Origin of the sequence: Pantoea sp. sgz302252 (assembly GCF_047713085.1) — a bacterium.
Taxonomy (GTDB): domain Bacteria; phylum Pseudomonadota; class Gammaproteobacteria; order Enterobacterales; family Enterobacteriaceae; genus Scandinavium.
This window is the reverse complement of the sequence record NZ_JBLFJW010000024.1, coordinates 17,948-38,433: the sequence shown is the minus strand read 5'-3', so window position 1 is coordinate 38,433 and position 20,486 is coordinate 17,948. Positions and strand designations below refer to the sequence as shown.

Annotated in this window: 16 protein-coding genes; 9 read left to right on the top strand and 7 right to left on the bottom strand. The window is 55.3% G+C overall.

Annotated features, from left to right (window positions below):
* The first annotated feature begins 25 nt into the window (after positions 1-25).
* The 5 genes from greB (at position 26) to feoC (ending at position 6,098) form a co-directional block, all read left to right on the top strand.
* On the top strand, positions 26-499 hold the full coding sequence (gene greB / locus ACLW56_RS17385) for a transcription elongation factor GreB (RefSeq protein WP_330984993.1): 474 nt from the start codon (positions 26-28) through the stop codon (positions 497-499).
* A 102-nt stretch (positions 500-601) separates the two neighbouring features.
* On the top strand, positions 602-2,929 hold the full coding sequence (locus ACLW56_RS17380; RefSeq protein WP_330984992.1) for a Tex family protein: 2,328 nt from the start codon (positions 602-604) through the stop codon (positions 2,927-2,929).
* Positions 2,930-3,272: 343 nt separating this feature from the next.
* Positions 3,273-3,500: a ferrous iron transporter A gene (gene feoA / locus ACLW56_RS17375; protein ID WP_330984991.1), complete on the top strand. Its 228-nt coding sequence runs from the start codon at positions 3,273-3,275 to the stop codon at positions 3,498-3,500.
* Between the two features lie 29 nt (positions 3,501-3,529).
* Positions 3,530-5,848 carry a Fe(2+) transporter permease subunit FeoB gene (feoB, locus tag ACLW56_RS17370; protein ID WP_330984990.1) on the top strand — a complete coding sequence of 773 codons (2,319 nt, stop codon included), beginning with the start codon at positions 3,530-3,532 and terminating at the stop codon, positions 5,846-5,848.
* A gap of 10 nt (positions 5,849-5,858) precedes the next feature.
* The gene (gene feoC / locus ACLW56_RS17365; RefSeq protein ID WP_330984989.1) at positions 5,859-6,098 is read left to right on the top strand and encodes a [Fe-S]-dependent transcriptional repressor FeoC; all 240 of its coding nucleotides are present in this window, start codon (positions 5,859-5,861) and stop codon (positions 6,096-6,098) included.
* Positions 6,099-6,134: 36 nt separating this feature from the next.
* Here the strand turns inward: feoC and ACLW56_RS17360 are convergent, their stop codons facing one another.
* Positions 6,135-6,404: a YdgH/BhsA/McbA-like domain containing protein gene (locus tag ACLW56_RS17360; RefSeq protein WP_330984988.1), complete on the bottom strand. Its 270-nt coding sequence runs from the start codon at positions 6,402-6,404 to the stop codon at positions 6,135-6,137.
* Between the two features lie 103 nt (positions 6,405-6,507).
* Entirely contained in the window at positions 6,508-7,281 is a 774-nt protein-coding gene (gene bioH, locus ACLW56_RS17355; protein ID WP_330984987.1) for a pimeloyl-ACP methyl ester esterase BioH, read from the bottom strand.
* Between the two features lie 42 nt (positions 7,282-7,323).
* On the opposite strand from bioH, the gene gntX reads away from it, so the two are divergent.
* On the top strand, positions 7,324-7,992 hold the full coding sequence (gntX, locus tag ACLW56_RS17350; RefSeq protein ID WP_330984986.1) for a DNA utilization protein GntX: 669 nt from the start codon (positions 7,324-7,326) through the stop codon (positions 7,990-7,992).
* 58 nt (positions 7,993-8,050) lie between these two features.
* Positions 8,051-8,626, top strand: a complete 576-nt coding sequence (nfuA, locus tag ACLW56_RS17345; protein WP_330984985.1) for a Fe-S biogenesis protein NfuA — start codon at positions 8,051-8,053, stop codon at positions 8,624-8,626.
* Between the two features lie 117 nt (positions 8,627-8,743).
* Here nfuA and malQ read toward each other — a convergent pair whose 3' ends face one another.
* Together malQ and malP are read right to left on the bottom strand one after the other, a co-directional pair.
* Positions 8,744-10,825: a 4-alpha-glucanotransferase gene (gene malQ / locus ACLW56_RS17340; RefSeq protein ID WP_330984984.1), complete on the bottom strand. Its 2,082-nt coding sequence runs from the start codon at positions 10,823-10,825 to the stop codon at positions 8,744-8,746.
* 9 nt (positions 10,826-10,834) lie between these two features.
* Positions 10,835-13,225 (bottom strand): maltodextrin phosphorylase, encoded by a 2,391-nt coding sequence (malP, locus tag ACLW56_RS17335; protein WP_330984983.1) that lies wholly within the window; start codon positions 13,223-13,225, stop codon positions 10,835-10,837.
* A 572-nt stretch (positions 13,226-13,797) separates the two neighbouring features.
* Between malP and malT the strand changes: the two genes are divergently transcribed.
* Positions 13,798-16,503, top strand: a complete 2,706-nt coding sequence (gene malT / locus ACLW56_RS17330; RefSeq protein WP_330984982.1) for an HTH-type transcriptional regulator MalT — start codon at positions 13,798-13,800, stop codon at positions 16,501-16,503.
* A gap of 101 nt (positions 16,504-16,604) precedes the next feature.
* On the opposite strand, the gene ACLW56_RS17325 is transcribed toward malT, so the two are convergent.
* Genes ACLW56_RS17325 through glpE form a run of 3 tightly spaced genes read right to left on the bottom strand, consistent with a single transcriptional unit; the run spans position 16,605 to position 18,583 of the window.
* Entirely contained in the window at positions 16,605-17,363 is a 759-nt protein-coding gene (locus ACLW56_RS17325) for a DeoR/GlpR family transcriptional regulator (protein ID WP_330984981.1), read from the bottom strand.
* An 18-nt stretch (positions 17,364-17,381) separates the two neighbouring features.
* Entirely contained in the window at positions 17,382-18,212 is an 831-nt protein-coding gene (glpG, locus tag ACLW56_RS17320) for a rhomboid family intramembrane serine protease GlpG (RefSeq protein ID WP_330984980.1), read from the bottom strand.
* A 44-nt stretch (positions 18,213-18,256) separates the two neighbouring features.
* Positions 18,257-18,583 carry a thiosulfate sulfurtransferase GlpE gene (glpE, locus tag ACLW56_RS17315; protein WP_330984979.1) on the bottom strand — a complete coding sequence of 109 codons (327 nt, stop codon included), beginning with the start codon at positions 18,581-18,583 and terminating at the stop codon, positions 18,257-18,259.
* Positions 18,584-18,916: 333 nt separating this feature from the next.
* Between glpE and glpD the strand changes: the two genes are divergently transcribed.
* Complete coding sequence (gene glpD, locus ACLW56_RS17310; RefSeq protein WP_330985042.1) at positions 18,917-20,425, top strand: glycerol-3-phosphate dehydrogenase; 1,509 nt, start codon at positions 18,917-18,919, stop codon at positions 20,423-20,425.
* Positions 20,426-20,486 lie beyond the last annotated feature (61 nt).

Below are 20,486 nucleotides of genomic sequence, written 5' to 3'. Positions count from 1 at the left end.
CAGGTAGTCACAAGGTAGCATTACTATGAAAACGCCGCTAATCACCCGAGAAGGGTATGAGAAGTTAAAAAAAGAGCTGGACACCCTCTGGCGTGAAGAGCGTCCTGAAGTCACCAAAAAGGTGACCTGGGCCGCGAGCCTGGGCGATCGCAGTGAAAACGCTGACTATCAGTACAACAAAAAGCGTCTGCGTGAAATTGACCGTCGGGTACGTTATCTCACAAAGTGCCTGGAAAATCTGAAGATTGTCGATTATTCCCCGCAGCAGGAAGGCAAAGTGTTCTTCGGCGCGTGGGTCGAAATTGAAAATGACGACGGCGATGTGAAGCGCTTTCGCATTGTCGGTTATGACGAGATTTTTGGTCGCAAAGATTACATCTCGATCGATTCTCCAATGGCCCGCGCGCTGCTGAAAAAAGAAGTCGGCGATCTGGCGCTGGTGCAGACGCCTGGCGGCGAGGCGACCTGGTATGTCAACGAGATCGAGTACGTCAAATAACTCGCCTGGAACACTCTGATAGGCGCACGGATAACTGGCATTTTCATCAGTCAATCCGTATAACTATCCCCCTGTTTTTCGAACAACCAGATGATAAAAGCCATGATGAATGATTCGCTCTGCCGCATTATTGCGGGTGAACTTCAGGCCAGAAACGAACAGGTAGAAGCTGCCGTTCGTCTGCTTGATGAAGGGAACACCGTGCCGTTTATTGCACGTTATCGTAAGGAAGTCACCGGCGGGCTGGACGATACCCAGCTGCGTAATCTGGAGACTCGTCTTGGCTATCTTCGCGAACTGGAAGAGCGTCGCCAGTCGATTCTTAAGTCGATTGACGATCAGGGCAAGCTGACGGACGAACTGGCAAAAGCCATTAACGGCACGCTGAGCAAAACCGAGCTGGAAGACCTATATCTTCCGTACAAACCGAAGCGCCGCACCCGCGGGCAGATTGCGATTGAAGCAGGCCTTGAGCCGCTGGCCGATCTGCTGTGGAACGAGCCGTCGCACGATCCGGAAACGGAAGCCGCCAAATTTATCAATGCCGATAACGGCGTGGCCGACACCAAAGCCGCGCTGGATGGCGCACGCTACATTCTGATGGAGCGCTTTGCTGAAGACGCGCAGCTGCTGGCGAAAGTTCGTGAATATCTTTGGAAGAACGCCCATCTGGTGGCCGTGGTCGTCAGCGGCAAAGAGGAAGAAGGCGCGAAATTCCGCGATTACTTCGATCATCACGAACCGATTTCCGGCGTGCCCTCTCACCGCGCGCTGGCGATGTTCCGCGGTCGCAACGAAGGGATTTTGCAGCTTTCCCTGAACGCCGATCCGCAGTTTGATGAGCCGCCGAAAGAGAGCTACTGCGAACAAATCATCACCGACCATCTGGGTCTGCGTCTGAACAATGCTCCGGCAGACAGCTGGCGTAAAGGCGTGGTGAGCTGGACGTGGCGCATCAAGGTGCTGATGCACCTCGAAACCGAACTGATGGGCACCGTGCGCGAACGTGCGGAAGACGAAGCGATTAACGTCTTCGCCCGTAACCTGCACGACTTGCTGATGGCTGCCCCTGCTGGCCTGAAAGCCACCATGGGCCTCGATCCCGGCCTGCGTACCGGCGTAAAAGTCGCCGTTGTGGATGGCACCGGCAAACTGGTGGCGACGGACACCATTTATCCTCACACCGGCCAGGCAGCAAAAGCCGCTGTCGCGGTTGCCGCACTGTGCGAAAAGCACAATGTTGAACTGGTAGCGATTGGTAACGGCACGGCTTCGCGTGAAACCGAGCGTTTCTTCCTCGACCTGCAGAAGCAGTTCCCGAAAGTCACCGCGCAGAAAGTTATCGTCAGTGAAGCAGGCGCGTCAGTTTATTCCGCCTCTGAACTGGCGGCGCTGGAATTCCCGGATCTCGACGTGTCTATTCGTGGTGCGGTCTCTATCGCACGCCGCTTGCAAGATCCACTGGCAGAGCTGGTGAAAATCGATCCGAAATCCATCGGTGTGGGCCAGTATCAACACGATGTCAGCCAGACTCAGCTCGCACGTAAGCTGGACGCGGTGGTAGAAGACTGTGTGAACGCCGTCGGCGTTGACCTCAATACGGCTTCCGTTCCGCTGCTGACACGCGTCGCAGGCCTGACTCGCATGATGGCGCAGAATATCGTGTCCTGGCGTGACGAGAACGGTCAGTTCCAGAACCGTCAGCAGTTGCTGAAAGTCAGCCGTCTGGGGCCAAAAGCGTTTGAACAGTGTGCGGGCTTCCTGCGTATCAACCACGGCGATAACCCGCTCGATGCCTCCACGGTTCACCCGGAAGCGTATCCTGTTGTGGAGCGCATTCTGGCAGCCACTCAGCAGGCGCTGAAAGACCTGATGGGCAACGGCAACGAACTGCGCAACATCAAAGCGGTAGATTTCACCGATGAGCGCTTCGGCCTGCCGACCGTGACCGACATCATCAAAGAGCTGGAAAAACCGGGCCGTGACCCGCGTCCGGAGTTCAAAACCGCGAAGTTTGCCGACGGCGTGGAAACCATGAACGACCTGCTGCCGGGCATGGTGCTGGAAGGTGCGGTGACCAACGTCACTAACTTTGGCGCGTTTGTCGATATCGGCGTGCATCAGGATGGTCTGGTGCACATCTCTTCACTGGCGGACAAGTTCGTTGAAGACCCGCACACCGTGGTGAAAGCGGGCGATATCGTCAAAGTGAAAGTACTGGAAGTGGATTTGCAACGTAAGCGTATCGCGTTGACCATGCGTCTGGACGAACAACCTGGCGACACGAATTCCCGTCGTGGCAGCGGTGGCGGACGTGAGCAAAACAACCGTCCAGCCGCGAAAGCGGCAAAACCACGCGGACGTGAAACTCAGCCAGCAGGCAACAGCGCCATGATGGACGCGCTGGCTGCCGCCCTTAAGAAGAAATAATTTTTCTCTGTTCAGGCCCTCTTATTTCCGGGGGCCTTTTTAGTCGCAAGACAGATATTTTTACCCTTTCCCGAATTCTGCTCGCACTTATTTTCATTCTGGTAACAACTGCACTCTTCCGTAAACACCCGCAAGCGCGCTAAATATTGAGCCATGTCAAAAGTCCTGTGAATTAAGCCCCGTTTCAACATTCGGTCACAGTTTATGGATTGAAGACGGAAACCATTCTCATTATCATCGTCATTGTTGATATTTTATCCTTTCCCTGTTGGCATCATCGTTGGTTTCATCCGCCACTGTGCGCGAATGAAGAGTTAATCGGCTAGCAAACAAAGCAGGTCTTATGCAATTCACTCCAGACAGTATGTGGAAAATTACCGGGTTCTCAGCAGAGATTAGCCCGGCTTACCGGCAAAAATTACTTTCCCTTGGCATGTTGCCTGGGTCTTCTTTTCATGTGGTTCGCGTCGCCCCTCTTGGCGATCCTGTCCATATTGAAACTCGCCGAGTCAGCCTCGTATTACGCAAAAAAGACCTGGCGCTGATTGAAACAGAAGCGCTTAGCCGTTAATGCCTGCCAGAGACAGCGAGTTTATTCCTATGAAAAAATTAACCCTTGGCTTAATTGGCAACCCCAACTCAGGAAAGACGACTTTATTTAATCAGTTAACGGGCGCGCGCCAGCGAGTCGGGAATTGGGCGGGTGTCACCGTTGAGCGTAAAGAAGGCCAGTTCAGCACCACCGACCATCAGGTGACGCTGGTTGACCTGCCCGGCACCTATTCGCTGACCACAATTTCTTCACAAACCTCGCTGGATGAGCAAATTGCCTGCCACTACATCCTCAGTGGCGATGCCGATTTGCTGATTAACGTGGTGGATGCTTCCAACCTTGAGCGCAACCTGTATCTGACGCTGCAACTGCTGGAGCTGGGCATTCCCTGCATCGTGGCGCTGAACATGCTGGATATCGCCGAGAAGCAACACATTCGCATTGAAGTGGATGCGTTGGCTGCACGTCTTGGCTGCCCTGTTATTCCGCTGGTGTCGACCCGTGGCCGCGGCATTGAAGCCCTGAAGATGAGCATCGACCGCCATCAGGCCAACGACGATATCGAGCTGGTGCATTACGCCAAACCGCTGCTGCGTGAAGCCGACTGGCTGGCGCAGGCCATCAGCCCGGAAATGCCGTTAAAGCAGCGCCGCTGGTTAGGCCTGCAAATGCTGGAAGGCGATATTTATAGCCGCAATTACGCCGGTGAAGCCGCGCAGCAACTCGAAGTGGCAGAAGCTCGGCTGAAAACCGAAATGGACGATCCGGCGCTGCACATCGCCGATGCCCGTTATCAAACCATCGCCGCCGTGTGCGACGTGGTCAGCAACACCCTTACCGCCGAACCGAGCCGGTTCACCACGGCGGTGGATAAAATCATTCTTAACCGTTTCCTCGGTCTGCCGATTTTCCTGTTCGTCATGTACTTAATGTTCCTGCTGGCGATCAACATTGGCGGGGCGCTGCAGCCGATTTTTGACGGCGGTTCGGTCGCTATCTTTATTCACGGCATTCAGTGGATTGGCGCCATCCTGCACTTCCCGCAATGGCTGACTATTTTCCTCGCTCAGGGGATTGGCGGCGGGATCAACACCGTGCTGCCGCTGGTGCCACAAATCGGCATGATGTACCTGTTCCTCTCGTTCCTTGAAGATTCCGGTTATATGGCGCGTGCGGCGTTCGTGATGGACCGCCTGATGCAGTCGCTGGGGTTGCCGGGCAAATCCTTCGTGCCGCTGATTGTCGGCTTTGGCTGTAACGTGCCGTCTGTGATGGGCGCACGCACGCTGGATGCCCCGCGTGAGCGTCTGATGACCATCATGATGGCGCCGTTTATGTCCTGTGGCGCACGCCTGGCCATCTTCGCTGTTTTTGCAGCGGCCTTTTTTGGGCAGCAAGGCGCGCTGACGGTCTTCTCGCTGTATGTGTTGGGCATCGTGATGGCTATCCTGACGGGCCTGATGCTCAAGCACACCATCATGCGCGGGGAAGCCTCACCGTTTGTGATGGAGTTGCCGGTCTATCACGTTCCGCATCTGAAAAGCCTGATTATTCAAACCTGGCAGCGCCTGAAAGGCTTTGTCCTGCGTGCAGGTAAAGTAATTGTGATTGTCAGCATCTTCCTCAGCGCATTGAACAGCTTCACGCTGAGCGGTAAAGCGGCGGACAATATCAACGATTCCGCACTGGCCTCGGTCAGCCGCGTGATAACCCCGCTGTTCAAGCCGATTGGCGTGCATGAAGATAACTGGCAGGCAACAGTTGGCCTGTTCACGGGCGCGATGGCTAAAGAAGTGGTGGTCGGTACGCTGAACACGCTGTACACCGCCGAAAATATCCAGCAGGAAGCGTTCGACCCGGCAACGTTTAACGTGCTGGATGAACTGGGTGCCGCCGCAGGGGAAACCTGGCAGAGCCTGAAAGACACCTTCAGCCTGAGCGTGCTGGCTAACCCGATTGAAGCCAGCAAAGGCGATGGTGAAATGGCGACCGGCGCAATGGGCGTGATGAGCAGCAAATTTGGCAGCGCCGCGGCGGCCTACAGCTACCTGATTTTCGTTCTGCTTTATATCCCCTGCATTTCAGTGATGGGCGCGATTTCCCGTGAGTCGAGCCGTGGCTGGATGGGCTTCTCGGTATTGTGGGGGCTTAATATCGCGTATTCGCTCTCTACTGTGTTCTATCAGGTCAGCAGCTTCCAGCAGCATCCGCGTTACAGCCTGGTCTGTATTCTGGCCGTGGTGCTGTTCAACGTTGTGGTGATTGGCCTGTTACGCCGCGCTCGTAGCCGGGTGAATGTGAATTTGCTGGCGACTCGCAAAACGGTAGAAAGCTGCTGTAACAGCCCGGCTGGCGACTGCCACTAAGGAATGCACCATGGCTTCGATGATTGAACTGCGAGATCTGCTGGCACTACAAGGACGAATGGAAGTGCAACAGCTCAGCCATGTCCTGCACACGCCGCAGCCGATGATTGAAGCCATGTTGCTGCGTCTGGAAGCGATGGGCAAAGCGAAGCGCGTAACGGACGATGTCTCTGATTGTCTGAGCGGAAGCTGTAAAAGTTGTCCGGAAGGGAAAGCCTGCGTTCGGGAGTGGTGGGTTCTTCAGTCGTAGAAAAGAAGATGCGGGCCGCAAGCCCGCTTTTTGCTTTTACTTGTAGACGTCTGCGTTAGCGTGAACGTTTTTCTCGTTCTTCTCACCCGCAATCACCACAAAATACGTCCCGCCTTTTTCGTCGGCTTTCTTCGACAGATCGCGCTTAGCGTCCATCGGCGAAGTCGTACGCGAAGTGGTCACCGAACCAATTTTGGTCAGGTTCATTTTCGCCGCATCTTCTTTAGAAATTTCTTTAGCCGCAAAAGCGCCAAAAGAGAGTGAACCCATAACCAGTGCCGCAACAATACCTGAAGCAAATTTCATAGCCGTACTCTCCATAGGACCATTTTATGTGAACGCTGCGGTGAAAACGCAGCGTTCCCTAAGTATTGTCGCTAATGGAATTTTCGCCAGTTTGCCTTAAAAATCAGAGAATCACCTGCCTGAGCGCCAGCAACTGCTGACAAAATTCGGCCAGATGCGAGATGAACGGCGCATGTGCCGCTTTGGGGAAAACGAAGGACTGGCTTTGCGGCCACTGCGCATCAAGCAGCGGCACCACTTTGCGCGGCACCAGACCATCGAGATGGCCATACAGCCGCAGGAACGGCATTTTTAGGGTAGTCAGCGCGTCGCGCAGATCAGCCGTTTTCAGGATTTCGAGGCCACTGTTTAGCACTTCTGTCGAAGGCATTGGCAGCGCCAGTACCGCGCTTTTCAATTTTCGAGCATCCTGACGCGCACTCTCTGTCCCCATCGTTTGCAAGGCAAGAAAACGCTCGACCGTGCGCTGGAAATCCTCACTTAACTGTTGCTGAAAACCGGAAAGCACTTCCGGTTTGATTCCCGGCCAATCCGTTTGGGCACAGAAGCAAGGCGAGGACGCTACCGTGACCAGCGCCTGCACTCGCTCAGGTGCCGTAAGTGCAGCGAGGCTTGCCACCAGCCCCCCCAAACTCCAGCCGAGCCAGACGGCTTTTTCCGGCGCTTTTGCCAGCACCGTCTCCGTCATCGCTTCCAGTGACATCGCCCCGAAACCCTGACTGCGACCAAACCCCGGCAGGTCGACCAAATGAAGCGTGAAATGCGAGCTGAGTTCAGAGGTTATGCAATCCCACACTTCCGCGCTCAGCCCCCATCCGTGCAGCAGCACAAGATGCGTATTTCCTTCGCCTTTGGTTTGCCACCCGATGTCGTTCATCCGTTACTGTTCCCGTTCACTGTTCTAAAAGGAGGAAGAGATATGCTATCAGTCCACGGCTCGTGCTGGCTATGCCAAATGCCGTTGGCGCTGGCGAACTGGGGCATCTGCTCTCGCTGCACACGCGCGGTGAGTTCAAACCTCCCACTTTGCCCGCAGTGTGGATTGCCCGCCACCAGCAAAACGGTGGTGTGTGGACGCTGCTTGCGCCACGAACCGCCCTGGCAAACGCTGGTGACGGTCAACGATTATGTTGCCCCGCTTTCCACATTGATTAAGCGCTGGAAGTTCAGTAACAAGCCCGAACTCACAAGAGCGCTGGCGAGGTTATTGTTGCTGAGGATAAAACAGCAACAGCAGGCCGCGGATTTGCTGGTCGCCGTCCCTTTATGGCAACGCCGCCACTGGCGACGAGGCTACAACCAGGCAGACTTGCTGTGCCAACCCCTTTCCCGCTGGCTTGGTATTCGTTATCAGCCAGAAGCGATACGCCGAATACGGCCGACAGCCACGCAGCATCAGCTTTCCGCCAGACTGCGGAGGCAGAACCTGAAAAATGCCTTTCAGCTTGAATTTGCTGTCGCGGGTCTCCATATCGCCCTTGTGGACGATGTCGTCACGACCGGTACCACCGTAGCCGAGCTTTCCCGCCAGCTTTTGCAAAACGGCGCCGCGTCAGTTCAGGTATGGTGCCTGTGTCGCACCTTGTAGACCCTCTGTGATGGGCGTATTATAACCGACTAAAGTAGTCAACTATTAGGCCAAAGCTATGATCCGTATTTCCGATGCTGCACAAGCGCACTTTGCCAAACTGCTGGCGAATCAGGAAGAAGGGACACAAATCCGTGTATTTGTGATCAATCCTGGTACCCCAAACGCTGAATGCGGTGTTTCTTACTGCCCGCCGGATGCGGTGGAAGCCACCGACACTGCCCTGAAATTTGACCTGCTGACCGCGTACGTTGATGAGCTGAGCGCGCCGTATCTTGAAGATGCGGACATCGACTTCGTGACCGATCAGTTAGGGTCTCAGCTGACGCTGAAAGCACCGAACGCGAAAATGCGTAAAGTCTCCGACGATGCCCCGCTGATGGAGCGCGTTGAGTACATGCTGCAGGCAACGGTTAACCCGCAGCTTGCCGGCCATGGCGGTCGCGTATCGCTGATGGAAATCACCGATGAAGGGTTTGCGATTCTGCAATTCGGCGGCGGTTGTAACGGTTGTTCAATGGTGGATGTGACGCTGAAAGAAGGGATCGAGAAGCAGCTGCTGAACGAATTCCCTGAGCTGAAAGGCGTTCGCGATCTGACCGAACACCAGCGTGGTGAGCACTCTTACTACTGATTTCGCGTGCTGGCCTGCATTCACGTAGGCCTGATAAGCGCAGCGCCATCAGGCATTTTCGCCCGGCGGCGCTTCGCTTGCGCGGGCCTGTGAAATCTTCGCAGCCCGCTGATTCTTTTATTTCCCCGCAGCCTTCCGACGCTTATCCAAATCCTTAATCAACTTGTTCACCGACTCATCGGCGAACATCGCTTCGATCGTGGTGGAAAGCTTGCGTCGCCAGTTTTTATACTGGTAACTGGTGCCCGGAATATTGACTGGCCCGGCCATGTCCAGCCAGTCTTCCGGCTGAAGGCCCAGCAGCGCACTGTTGCTGTCTGCGATATAACGCTGCATGCCGCGATTCAGCGTGCTGGTCATGCTCATCAGCGTTGCTTTATGCCCGGCGCGTTTAGGCAAACAGCCGTATTTATGCAGCGCTTCCAGCAAACCTTGTTTCGCCAGTTCACGGTCCTGATACAGGCCGCGCAGGATAACTTCATCCGGATATAAGCCCAGCGTTTTGCCCAGCGTTAAATCCCCGCTTTCCCAGTAGCCTCTGAGCGTTGGCAAATCGTGCGTCGTTGCCACGGCCATCGACTGCTCCGGATACGCTTTTGGCGCGCGGAATGTCTTCTCGTGGTCGCTTTCGAAATAGAGCACTTTGTAGGAGTAGACGCCGCTCTTACGCAGTTTACCGACGATTTCCACCGGAACTGTGCCGAGATCTTCCCCGATAACCATGCACTGATGACGTTTGCTTTCCAACGCCAGAATTGACAGCAAATCGTCCACCGGATAATGCACATACGCGCCGTGGTCAGCGGTTTCGCCATAAGGTATCCACCACAAACGCAGGACAGACATCACATGGTCGATACGCAGTGCGCCGCAGTTTTGCATATTGGCCCGCAGCAAATCGATAAACGGCTCATAGGCGCGGGCAGTGATGATATGCGGGTCCATCGGCGGTAAACCCCAGTTCTGCCCAAGCGGCCCGAGGATATCCGGTGGTGCACCAACGGAGGCTTTCAGGCAATACAACTCGCGGTCACACCAGGTTTCCGAACCGCCTTCCGCCACGCCTACCGCAAGGTCACGGTACAGGCCAATCGGCATTTCGTACTGTTGGCATTCATTCCAGCAGGCGGCGAACTGGCACCAGGCCAGCCATTGCAGCCACAGGAAGAAATCCACTTCGTCGGCATGTTTCTCGCAGAACGCTTTCACTTCCGGGCTTTCGATATTCTGATAGGCTTCCGGCCAGGCTGGCCAGCCCCAGCGCATCTCGTCTTCTTTAACCTGATAAGCGTGCAGCGCATCAAACGCCGCTTGCCAGTACAGGCTTTCCCCTTCATTGAGCGCGAACTGACGGAAGGCCGCCATCTGGTCGTCGTCGCGCTTTGAGAAACCTTTCCATGCCATGCGCAGAGCAGTAATTTTCAGCGCGGTGACGGTGGCGTAATCCACCCACTCGGCATCACGGGCAGATTTCAGCGTCTGCTGGGTGGTCGGCAGTTTCCACCACTCCTGCGCTTCTTTGCTTTGGCGGAAATCTTCTACCGCATTCACGTCGATATAAATCACGTTCAGCCAACGGCGTGAAGAAGGGCTGTAAGGGCTGGCGCTTTCCGGGTTCGCAGGATAAAGCGCATGAATCGGGTTGAGGCCGATGAACGAGCCGCCGCGACGGGCGATTTCCGGCAACATCACTTTCAGATCGCCGAAATCGCCGATTCCCCAGTTGTTTTCAGAACGTAAGGTGTAGAGCTGCACGCAGCTGCCCCACAGCTTTTTGCCCTGCTTCAACGCCTGAGGCTCATAGCAGCGTTCAGGGGCAACAATCACCCGGCAGTGCCAGCGGCTTTCGCTCTGGGTTAATGTCAGCGTGTGATAGCCCTCAGGCAAACGGGCCAGCAGCGTCAGCGCTTTACCCGCACTGGCGTTGCCCTGATGCTGCGCACCCTCTTCCGTGGTCAGCATCCAGTGATAATCACCGTTGCCTTCCACCGCTAACGACATTTTCTTGCCGTGGGTAAAGACCAGCACGTTCGGCACCGGTGTGACGGCCACTTTGGTGGCCGTTGAGCTGTGATGCATTGCGTCGAGCAAACGTCGCTTGGTGTCGGCACCAATTGACTGAGGTTTGCCGTGGGCATTGATGTAACTTGGGCTGATGCCCGCCGCCTGCGCGGCATTGTCCAGACGTTTGCTCTCCATAGCGCTCCCTTAACGTTTCGCCTGCCAGATACGGCTCTGATAATCACGGATAGAACGATCCGAACTGAACATGCCGCAACGCGCGGTATTGAGGATCGCCGCACGCGTCCAGGCTTCCGGGTCACGATACAGTTCATCGACTTTCTTCTGCGCTTCCACGTAAGCCGCGAAATCGGCCATCACCAGATACGGGTCGCCGCCCTGCTTGCCCATGCTGTGCAGCATCTGGTCAAACGCATGTTTGTCGCCGCCGCTGTACTTGCCGCTTTCCAGCTCTTTGAGCACCGCATCCAGCACTTTGTCTTTCTTGCGCCACTTCAGCGGGTCATAGCCTTTGGCCTTGAGGGCTTTCACCTCTTCCACGGTATGGCCGAAAATGAAGATGTTTTCTTCGCCGACTTTCTCCGCGATTTCAACGTTCGCGCCGTCCAGCGTACCGACGGTTAACGCGCCATTCAGCGCCAGCTTCATGTTGCCGGTACCCGAAGCTTCTTTGCCCGCCGTGGAAATCTGCTCGGAAACATCCGCCGCCGGGATCAGCATTTCAGCCGCCGACACGCAGTAATCCGGCAGGAACACGACTTTCAGCTTGTCGCCGACTTTCGGGTCGTTGTTGACCGCTTCAGCCACTTTATTGATGGCGAAAATGATGTTCTTCGCCAGGTAGTAACCCGGAGCGGCTTTAGCACCGAACAGGAACACGCGCGGCACGCGGTCGGCTTTCGGGTTCTCGCGGATCTCTTTATAGAGCGCAAGAATGTGCAGCAGGTTCAGGTGCTGACGCTTGTATTCGTGCAGGCGTTTAATCTGAATATCGAAAATCGCCGCAGGGTTAATTTCAATCCCGGTACGGTGCTTCACGAACTCCGCCAGGCGCTGTTTATTCGCCAGCTTGATGTCGCGATACGTTTTGCGGAACTTCGCGTCGTCGGCGTATTTTTCCAGCTTGATCAACTGGTCTAAATCGTTGGCCCACTCTTTTTTCAGGCTCTTATCGAGCAGCGCCGCCAGCGCCGGGTTGCACTGTTTAATCCAGCGACGCGGCGTGATGCCGTTGGTCACGTTATGGAATTTGTTCGGCCAAAGCTTGTGATATTCCGGGAACAAGTCTTTCACCACCAAATCAGAGTGTAGCGCCGCCACACCGTTGACCGCGAAGCCGCTCACCACGCACATGTTCGCCATGCGAACCTGTTTGTCATGCACCACTGCCAGCTTCGCCCAAACCGCGTCGTCGCCCGGCCAGGTTTTCTCGACCAGCACTTTAAAGCGCTTGTTGATGTCGTTGATGATTTGCATGTGACGCGGCAGCAGCGCTTTCACCAGCTTCTCATCCCAGCACTCCAGCGCTTCTGGCATCAAAGTATGGTTGGTGTAGGCGAAGGTTTTGCTGGTGATAGCCCAGGCGTCATCCCAGCTCAGCTGATGCTCATCAATCAGCACGCGCAGCAGTTCAGGGATGGCGATAGTCGGGTGAGTGTCGTTCAGCTGAATAACTTCAAACTTCGGCAGTTCCGCCAGCTTGCGCCCCGCCAGATGATGGCGGCGCAGAATATCAGCCACAGAGCAAGCACACTGGAAGTACTGCTGCATCAGGCGCAGCTTTTTGCCCGCCAGATGGTTGTCGTTCGGGTAGAGGACTTTCGTCAGTTTTTCGGCGTCGATACCCTGCTGCTCAGCACGCAGGAAATCGCCATCGTTGAATTTCGTCAGGTTAAACGGGTGTGCATGCGTGGCCTGCCACAGACGCAGCGGCTGCGCCACGCCATTACGGTAGCCCAGAACAGGCAAATCCCACGCCTGGCCGACCATCGTAAATGCGGGTTCCCAGTGGCCTTTCACCACTTTACCGCCAATGCCAACCTGCACGTCCAGCGCTTCGTTGTGGCGGAACCACGGGTAGCTGTTACGGTGCCAGTCGTCCGGCGCTTCCATCTGCTGCCCGTCGGCAAAAGACTGACGGAACAGACCGTACTGATAGTTGAGGCCATAGCCCGTACCGGACTGGCCCACTGTCGCCATCGAATCCAGGAAACACGCGGCCAGACGCCCCAGCCCGCCGTTGCCCAGACCCGGGTCAATTTCTTCTTCCAGCAGGTCGGTCAGCGAAATATCGTGCCCTTTCAGCACGTCAGTGACTTCCTGATACCAGCCGAGGTTCAGCAGATTGTTGCCCGTCAAACGACCAATCAGGAACTCCATCGAAATGTAGTTCACGTGGCGCTGGTTCTTCTCAGGTTTCGCCGCGGGTTGCGCCGCCAGCATTTCCGCCAGGGCACCGCTCACGGCGTGCCACCACTGGCGCTGCGTCATTTCATTCGCACTCTGGAGGCCATATCGCTGCCACTGACGCGTCAGCGCAGCCTGAAACTGTTCTTTATTGAAGGTTAGCTGTGACATAAGGGATCCAATCCTGTTAGCTAAAACGTTGGCGCTAGTGTGCCAGGCTCCCCTGCCAACGTCCTCATCCTGGCAGGCATTAGCCAGGGAGGAGTAGCAGGGATGAGCGAGAAGTGTGATCGCCGCCACTATAACGTTAGCTTCTCACACTGGTTCTGCTCAGTTTTACTCCAGGATTGTTGCAAACGGTGAAAGATCGTTTGGCTAAATAGGGTAAATGCTGGAAATGATTACTTACGTGTAATAATAATTCCGCATTAACCCACCGGATTCATGTTTTATTTTCTGACTATCCCGCCCCTGAATTATAAATGCTTAAGAATGACCTTATTGATTAAAACCGGGGTTCAATAAATTTCCGTCGAATTAGCAAAACCAGTAACGACGTGCACTGGCACCGGTTTCAGTGTCTTCGTTTACCCTTCATTAAGAATTGTGACAGAGTGCAAAATCATAAGCATAAAATCCGGACATAACTTGCAATAATTAAGCGATTGGCCGACCTTAATAGACATTAATTACGAAGCGCGAAAAAAACAAACCTCTTACTCTCACAGTGAAGTGATAACCCTATGTTGATTCCGTCAAAATTAAGTCGCCCTGTCCGCCTCGAACACACAGTGGTTCGTGAGCGGTTACTGGCGAAACTTTCCGGCGCGAACAATTACCGTCTTGCGCTGATAACAAGTCCGGCAGGATACGGAAAAACCACTCTCATTTCACAGTGGGCGGCAGGGAAAAGCGAACTGGGCTGGTTCTCTCTGGATGACGGAGACAATCAGCAGGAACGTTTTGCCAGCTATCTGATTGCGGCCATTCAGCAGGCGACCGGCGGCCATTGTGCTGCCAGTGAGACCATGGTGCAGAAACGGCAATATGCCAGCCTGACCTCGCTGTTTGCGCAGCTTTTTATTGAACTCAATGCCTGGCAGAAACCTCTGCTGCTGGTGATTGACGATTATCATCTGATAACCAACCCGGTTATCCATGATGCGATGCGCTTTTTCCTGCGCCATCAACCGGAAAACATGACTCTGGTCGTGCTGTCGCGAAACCTGCCGCAGTTGGGTATCGCCAATTTGCGCGTGCGCGATCAGCTGCTCGAAATTGGCAGTCAGCAACTGGCGTTCAATCATCAGGAAGCGAAGCAGTTTTTCGACTGCCGTCTGACCTCCCCGATTGAAGCCGCAGAAAGCAGCCGCATGTGCGATGACGTTGCCGGTTGGGCAACGGCATTACAGCTTATTGCGTTATCCGCCCGTCAGAATAACAGCGCGGTTCATCACTCGGCGCGCCGCCTGGCAGGCATCAACGCCAGCCATTTGTCCGATTATCTGGTGGATGAAGTGCTGGATAATGTGGATTTGCCGACCCGTCATTTCCTGCTGAAAAGCTCCCTTCTGCGCTCGATGAACGATGCGCTGATTGTGCGCGTCACCGGGGAAGAAAACGGCCAAATGCGGCTGGAAGAGGTCGAACGCCAGGGTTTGTTCCTGCAACGCATGGACAACTCCGGCGAGTGGTTCAGCTTCCACCCGCTGTTCGGCAGCTTCCTGCGTCAGCGTTGCCAGTGGGAACTGGCTACCGAACTGCCAGAGATCCACCGCGCCGCCGCCGAAAGCTGGATGGCGCAAGGCTTCCCTGGCGAGGCCATCCATCACGCGCTGTCCGCGGGTGATGCGAAAATGCTGCGTGACATTCTGCTCAACCACGCCTGGGGCTTGTTCCATCACAGCGAACTGTCTTTGCTGGAAGAGTCTTTGGCGGCCCTTCCGTGGGAAAGCCTGCTGGAAAATCCGCGCCTGGTGTTGTTGCAAGCCTGGCTGATGCAGAGCCAGCATCGCTACAGCGAAGTGAACACGCTGCTGGCCCGAGCGGAAGCAGAGATGAGCGGTGAAATGGATGCGACGATGCACGCCGATTTCAACGCCCTAAGGGCACAGGTTGCTATCAACGATGGCAATCCTGATGAAGCCGAGCGTCTGGCGATGGTTGCTCTCGACGAATTGCCGATCGCCAGTTATTACAGTCGTATCGTTGCCACCTCGGTGCACGGCGAAGTGCTGCATTGCCAGGGGAAACTCAGCAAGTCGCTGGCGGTGATGCAGCAAACCGAACAGATGGCGCGTCGCCATGAGGTCTGGCACTACGCGCTATGGAGCCTGATCCAACAAGGCGAAATCCTGTTCGCGCAGGGCTTTTTACAAGCCGCGTGGGAAACTCAGGAAAAAGCCTTCCAGCTGATTCGCGAGCAACATCTTGAACAGCTGCCGATGCACGAGTTCCTGTTGCGCATTCGCGCGCAACTGCTGTGGGCCTGGGCACGTCTGGATGAAGCGGAACTGAGTGCCCGTCACGGGATGGAAGTGCTGGCGAATTTCCAGCCTCAGCAACAGTTACAATGCCTGGCGCTGCTGGTACAAAGTTCGCTGGCGCGTGGCGATCTGGATAACGCCCGCAATCATCTCAACCGTCTGGAAAACCTGCTCGGCAATGGGCAGTATCACAGCGACTGGGTGTCGAACGCCGATAAAGTGCGCGTGATTTACTGGCAGATGATTGGCGATAAGAAATCCGCCGCCAACTGGCTGCGCCACACGCCAAAACCGGAGTTTGCCAATAACCACTTCCTGCAAAGCCAGTGGCGCAATATCGCTCGTGCGCAGATTCTGCTGGGTGAATTTGAACCCGCCGAAATCGTGCTGGAAGAACTCAATGAAAATGCCCGCAGCCTGCGCCTGATGAGCGATCTCAACCGCAACCTGCTGCTGCTCAATCAGCTTTACTGGCAGGCAAATCGGAAGAACGATGCCCAACGCGTGCTGATGGAAGCGCTGACGCTCGCCAACCGCACCGGTTTTATCAGCCACTTCGTGATTGAAGGTGAAGCCATGGCGCAGCAGTTGCGCCAGTTGATTCAGCTCAACACGCTACCGGAGCTGGAGCAGCATCGTGCGCAGCGCATTCTGCGTGAGATTAACCAGCATCATCGGCACAAATTTGCGCATTTTGACGAGAACTTCGTTGAACGTCTGCTGAATCATCCTGAAGTGCCGGAACTGATCCGCACCAGCCCCCTCACGCAACGCGAGTGGCAGGTGTTAGGGCTGATTTATTCAGGCTACAGCAATGAGCAGATTGCCGGAGAGCTGGACGTGGCGGCCACGACCATCAAAACGCATATTCGCAATTTGTATCAAAAGCTCGGCGTGGCACACCGCCAGGCGGCGGTGCAGCATGCCCAGCAGTTGCTGAAAATGATGGGGTATGGGGTTTAAGTTTCCCCTCACCCCGACCCTCTCCCCAAAGGGACGAGGGAGAAAAGACAGCTCCGATCAGTCCCCTCTCCTCTCTGAGGAGAGGGTTAGGGTGAGGAGAATCAGCACAACTCCAGCTGAATATTATTCTCCGCAATCACCTGCATCACGCCCGCTGGCGGCATCACATCGGTATACACCGCGTCGACCAGGCTGATACTGCCCATGTTCACCATTGCATTGCGGCCAAACTTCGAGTGGTCGACGACCAGCATCACATGGCGAGAGTTTTCAATGATCGCCCGTTTGGTGCGCACTTCGTGGTAATCGAACTCCAGCAGCGAACCGTCGCTGTCGATGCCGCTGATCCCCAGGATGCCGTAATCCAGACGGAACTGAGAGATAAAATCGAGGGTGGCTTCACCGATGATCCCTCCGTCGCGACTACGTAACTCACCGCCCGCCAGAATCACCCGAAAGTCTTCTTTTGCCATCAGCGTGTTCGCCACGTTGAGGTTGTTGGTGACAATGCGTAAATCAGAGTGATTGAGCAGCGCGTGCGCCACCGCTTCTGGCGTGGTACCGATATCGATAAACAACGCGGAACCGTTCGGGATCTGGCTGGCCACTTTCCGGGCAATGCGCTCTTTTTCCGCCGCCTGGGTGGCTTTTCGGTCTTGCCATGAGGTGTTGACCGAACTGGACGGCAGCGCCGCGCCACCGTGGTGACGCAAAATCATCTGTTGCTCTGCCAGGTCGTTCAGGTCGCGACGAATGGTTTGCGGGCTGACGGCAAACTGCTCCACCAGCTCTTCTGTGCTGACATAACCCTGCTTTTTTACCAGCTCGATAATCGCGTCATGACGTTGTGTTTGTTTCATGCAAGATCCCTGGAATTATTATGTTCGTTTTCGCACATTCTGCGTATCGGCAAACGCCATCGCCAGGCCAACCACCAGCCCGGTCACATGGGCACCATTGGCAATCGACATCCCGAAAAGATTAAACCAGCCGGCCACCAGCCACAGCAGCGAGAAAATAATAAGCCCACGTTGCAGGAAGATCCCGCTTTGTGGATCGCGCTCACCGCGCAGCCAGGCATACCCCATCAGCGCATACACCACGCCGGACAAGCCACCAAACCACGGCCCGCTAAATTTGTGCTGGATAAAGCCGCTCAACAGGGCGCTGATCACCGTAATCACCAGCAGTTTTCCGCTGCCGATGCGCTTTTCAATCATCCCGCCGAGATACCACCACCATAACAGGTTGAAGAGGATATGCATCAGCGAGAAGTGCATAAACGCGTGGGTGAAGTAACGCCACAACTCAAACTGCAGGGAAGCGTCGTACGGCCATGCCAGCCACACCATCACGGCCTGATCGCCCATCACGTTCATCGCAATAAACACCAGAATGCAGGCGCAGGCGATGAGCCAGGTCAAAGGCCCGGCATTGCTTTTCAGCGTGGCAAGAAAAGGGAAGCGACGGTAGTGCAATCCGCTGTTGGTATGGCCTGATTGCCAGCTCGCCGCTAAATAGCGTGGGTCGGCAGGGTTTTCCAGAAAGCGCGCCAGCTCGTTTTGCACCAGTGCGGCCTGGCTTTCATCCGCCAGCCAGACATCGGTTTGAGTATGCTGCTGAATCGTCAGGATAACGCCCTGCGTCGCCATGTAGTCGACGAACGCCTGGGCCACGCGCGGGTTAGTAAAAGAGGTAATCATCAACATACGGGGCGTCGCTTATTCCACACAAAAGAGGACAGTATACCGTCTTAGCTACCGTGCGCCACTTCAGCCGGGAAATGGCGATGCCAGGCGTCAAAGCCCCCGTCAACGCTGTAAACCTGGTCATAGCCCTGTTGCAGCAGATACTGCGCCGCCCCTTTGCTGCTGTTGCCGTGGTAGCACATCACCATCACCGGCGTCTCGAAATCGGTATCGCGCATAAACGCGCCCAGCGTGTCGTTAGTCAGATGAATCGCTTCCGGGGTGTGGCCCATTGCATAGCTCTGCGGGTCACGAATATCCACCATCACCGCCAGTCCCTGATGCAGTTTCTGGTGCGCTTCTTCTACGTTGATACATTCAAACTGATCCATGGTGCTCTCTTTTGTTCTCTGAAGTTGTGCGGTGTTTATACCCTCACCCCGGCCCTCTCCCTAAAAGGGAGAGGGGGAAAAGCATGCCTTCGCGCCCTTCCGGAAGAGGGTGCAAATCATCCCCTCGCCCCTTTGGGGAGAGGGTTAGGGTGAGGGGCAAAGATATCCACATTATGTTACCCCGTAGTGTACGTCCTGGCGGCAGGGAAACGCTAATTTGTTACACGCATCACTCTGAAATGTTTTTTTGATGTTACCAATTGCTCGTTTGTTTGCTATATTGAGCGATAACGAACATTTATGAGCTTTAACGAAAGTGCGAGAGGGCGCAGCATGGAAACCAAAGATCTGATTGTGATAGGCGGTGGCATCAACGGTGCCGGTATCGCGGCAGATGCCGCAGGACGCGGTTTATCCGTGCTGATGCTGGAAGCACAGGATTTAGCCTGTGCCACATCGAGCGCCAGCTCCAAACTGATTCACGGTGGCCTGCGCTACCTGGAACACTACGAATTCCGCCTGGTCAGCGAAGCGTTGGCTGAACGTGAGGTGCTGTTAAAAATGGCGCCTCACATCGCGTTCCCGATGCGTTTTCGTTTACCGCATCGCCCGCATCTTCGCCCGGCGTGGATGATTCGCATCGGTCTGTTTATGTACGACAATCTCGGTAAACGCACCAGCCTGCCGAGTTCCACCGGGTTGCGTTTTGGCGCAGACTCCGTGCTTAAGCCGGAAATCGTGCGCGGTTTCGAATATTCCGACTGCTGGGTAGACGATGCTCGTCTGGTGTTAGCCAACGCGCAAATGGTGGTGAAGAAAGGCGGCGAAGTGCTCACCCGCACCCGCGCGACCTCTGCTCGCCGCGAAAATGGTCTGTGGATTGTTGAAGCAGAAGATATCGATACCGGCGAGAAATTCAGCTGGCAGACGCGTGGTCTGGTCAATGCGACGGGCCCGTGGGTAAAACAATTCTTCGACGACGGCATGCACCTGCCTTCTCCGTACGGGATTCGTCTGATCAAAGGCAGCCACATCGTGGTGCCACGCGTGCATACGCAGAAGCAGGCGTACATTCTGCAAAACGAAGATAAGCGTATCGTGTTTGTCATTCCGTGGATGGATGAGTTCTCGATCATCGGCACCACCGACGTGGAATACAAAGGCGATCCGAAAAACGTCGAAATTGACGAAAGTGAAATCAATTACCTGCTGAAGGTGCATAACGCGCACTTCAAAAAACAGCTTGGTCGCGACGACATTGTCTGGACTTATTCCGGCGTGCGTCCGCTGTGTGATGACGAGTCAGATTCTCCGCAGGCAATTACCCGCGACTACACGCTGGACATCCACGACGTCGACGGTCAGGCACCGCTGCTGTCTGTCTTTGGCGGCAAACTGACGACCTATCGCAAGCTGGCAGAACACGCGCTGGAAAAACTGACGCCGTACTATAAAGGCATCGGCCCGGCGTGGACCAAAGGCTCGGTGCTGCCTGGCGGTGAAATCGAAGGCGATCGCGATGATTACGCCGCGAAACTTCGCCGTCGTTATCCGTTTATCAGCGAAGGCATGGCACGCCATTTTGCCCGCACCTATGGCAGCAACAGCGAATGGATTTTGGGTGAAGCCAAAGAGATCGCCGAGCTAGGCGAGCACTTTGGGCACGAGTTCTATGAAGCGGAACTGCGCTACCTGGTGGAACACGAGTGGGTACGCCGTCTGGATGACGCTATCTGGCGTCGCACGAAGCAAGGGATGTGGCTGAATGCCGAAGAGCAGTCTCGCGTAGCACAATGGCTGGTACAACACGTGGGAAAGCGTGAACTGTCGTTGGCATCGTAGTCGAGGAAAATAATGCCGGATGGCGCTAACGCTTATCCGGCCTACAAAATCGTAGGCCGGG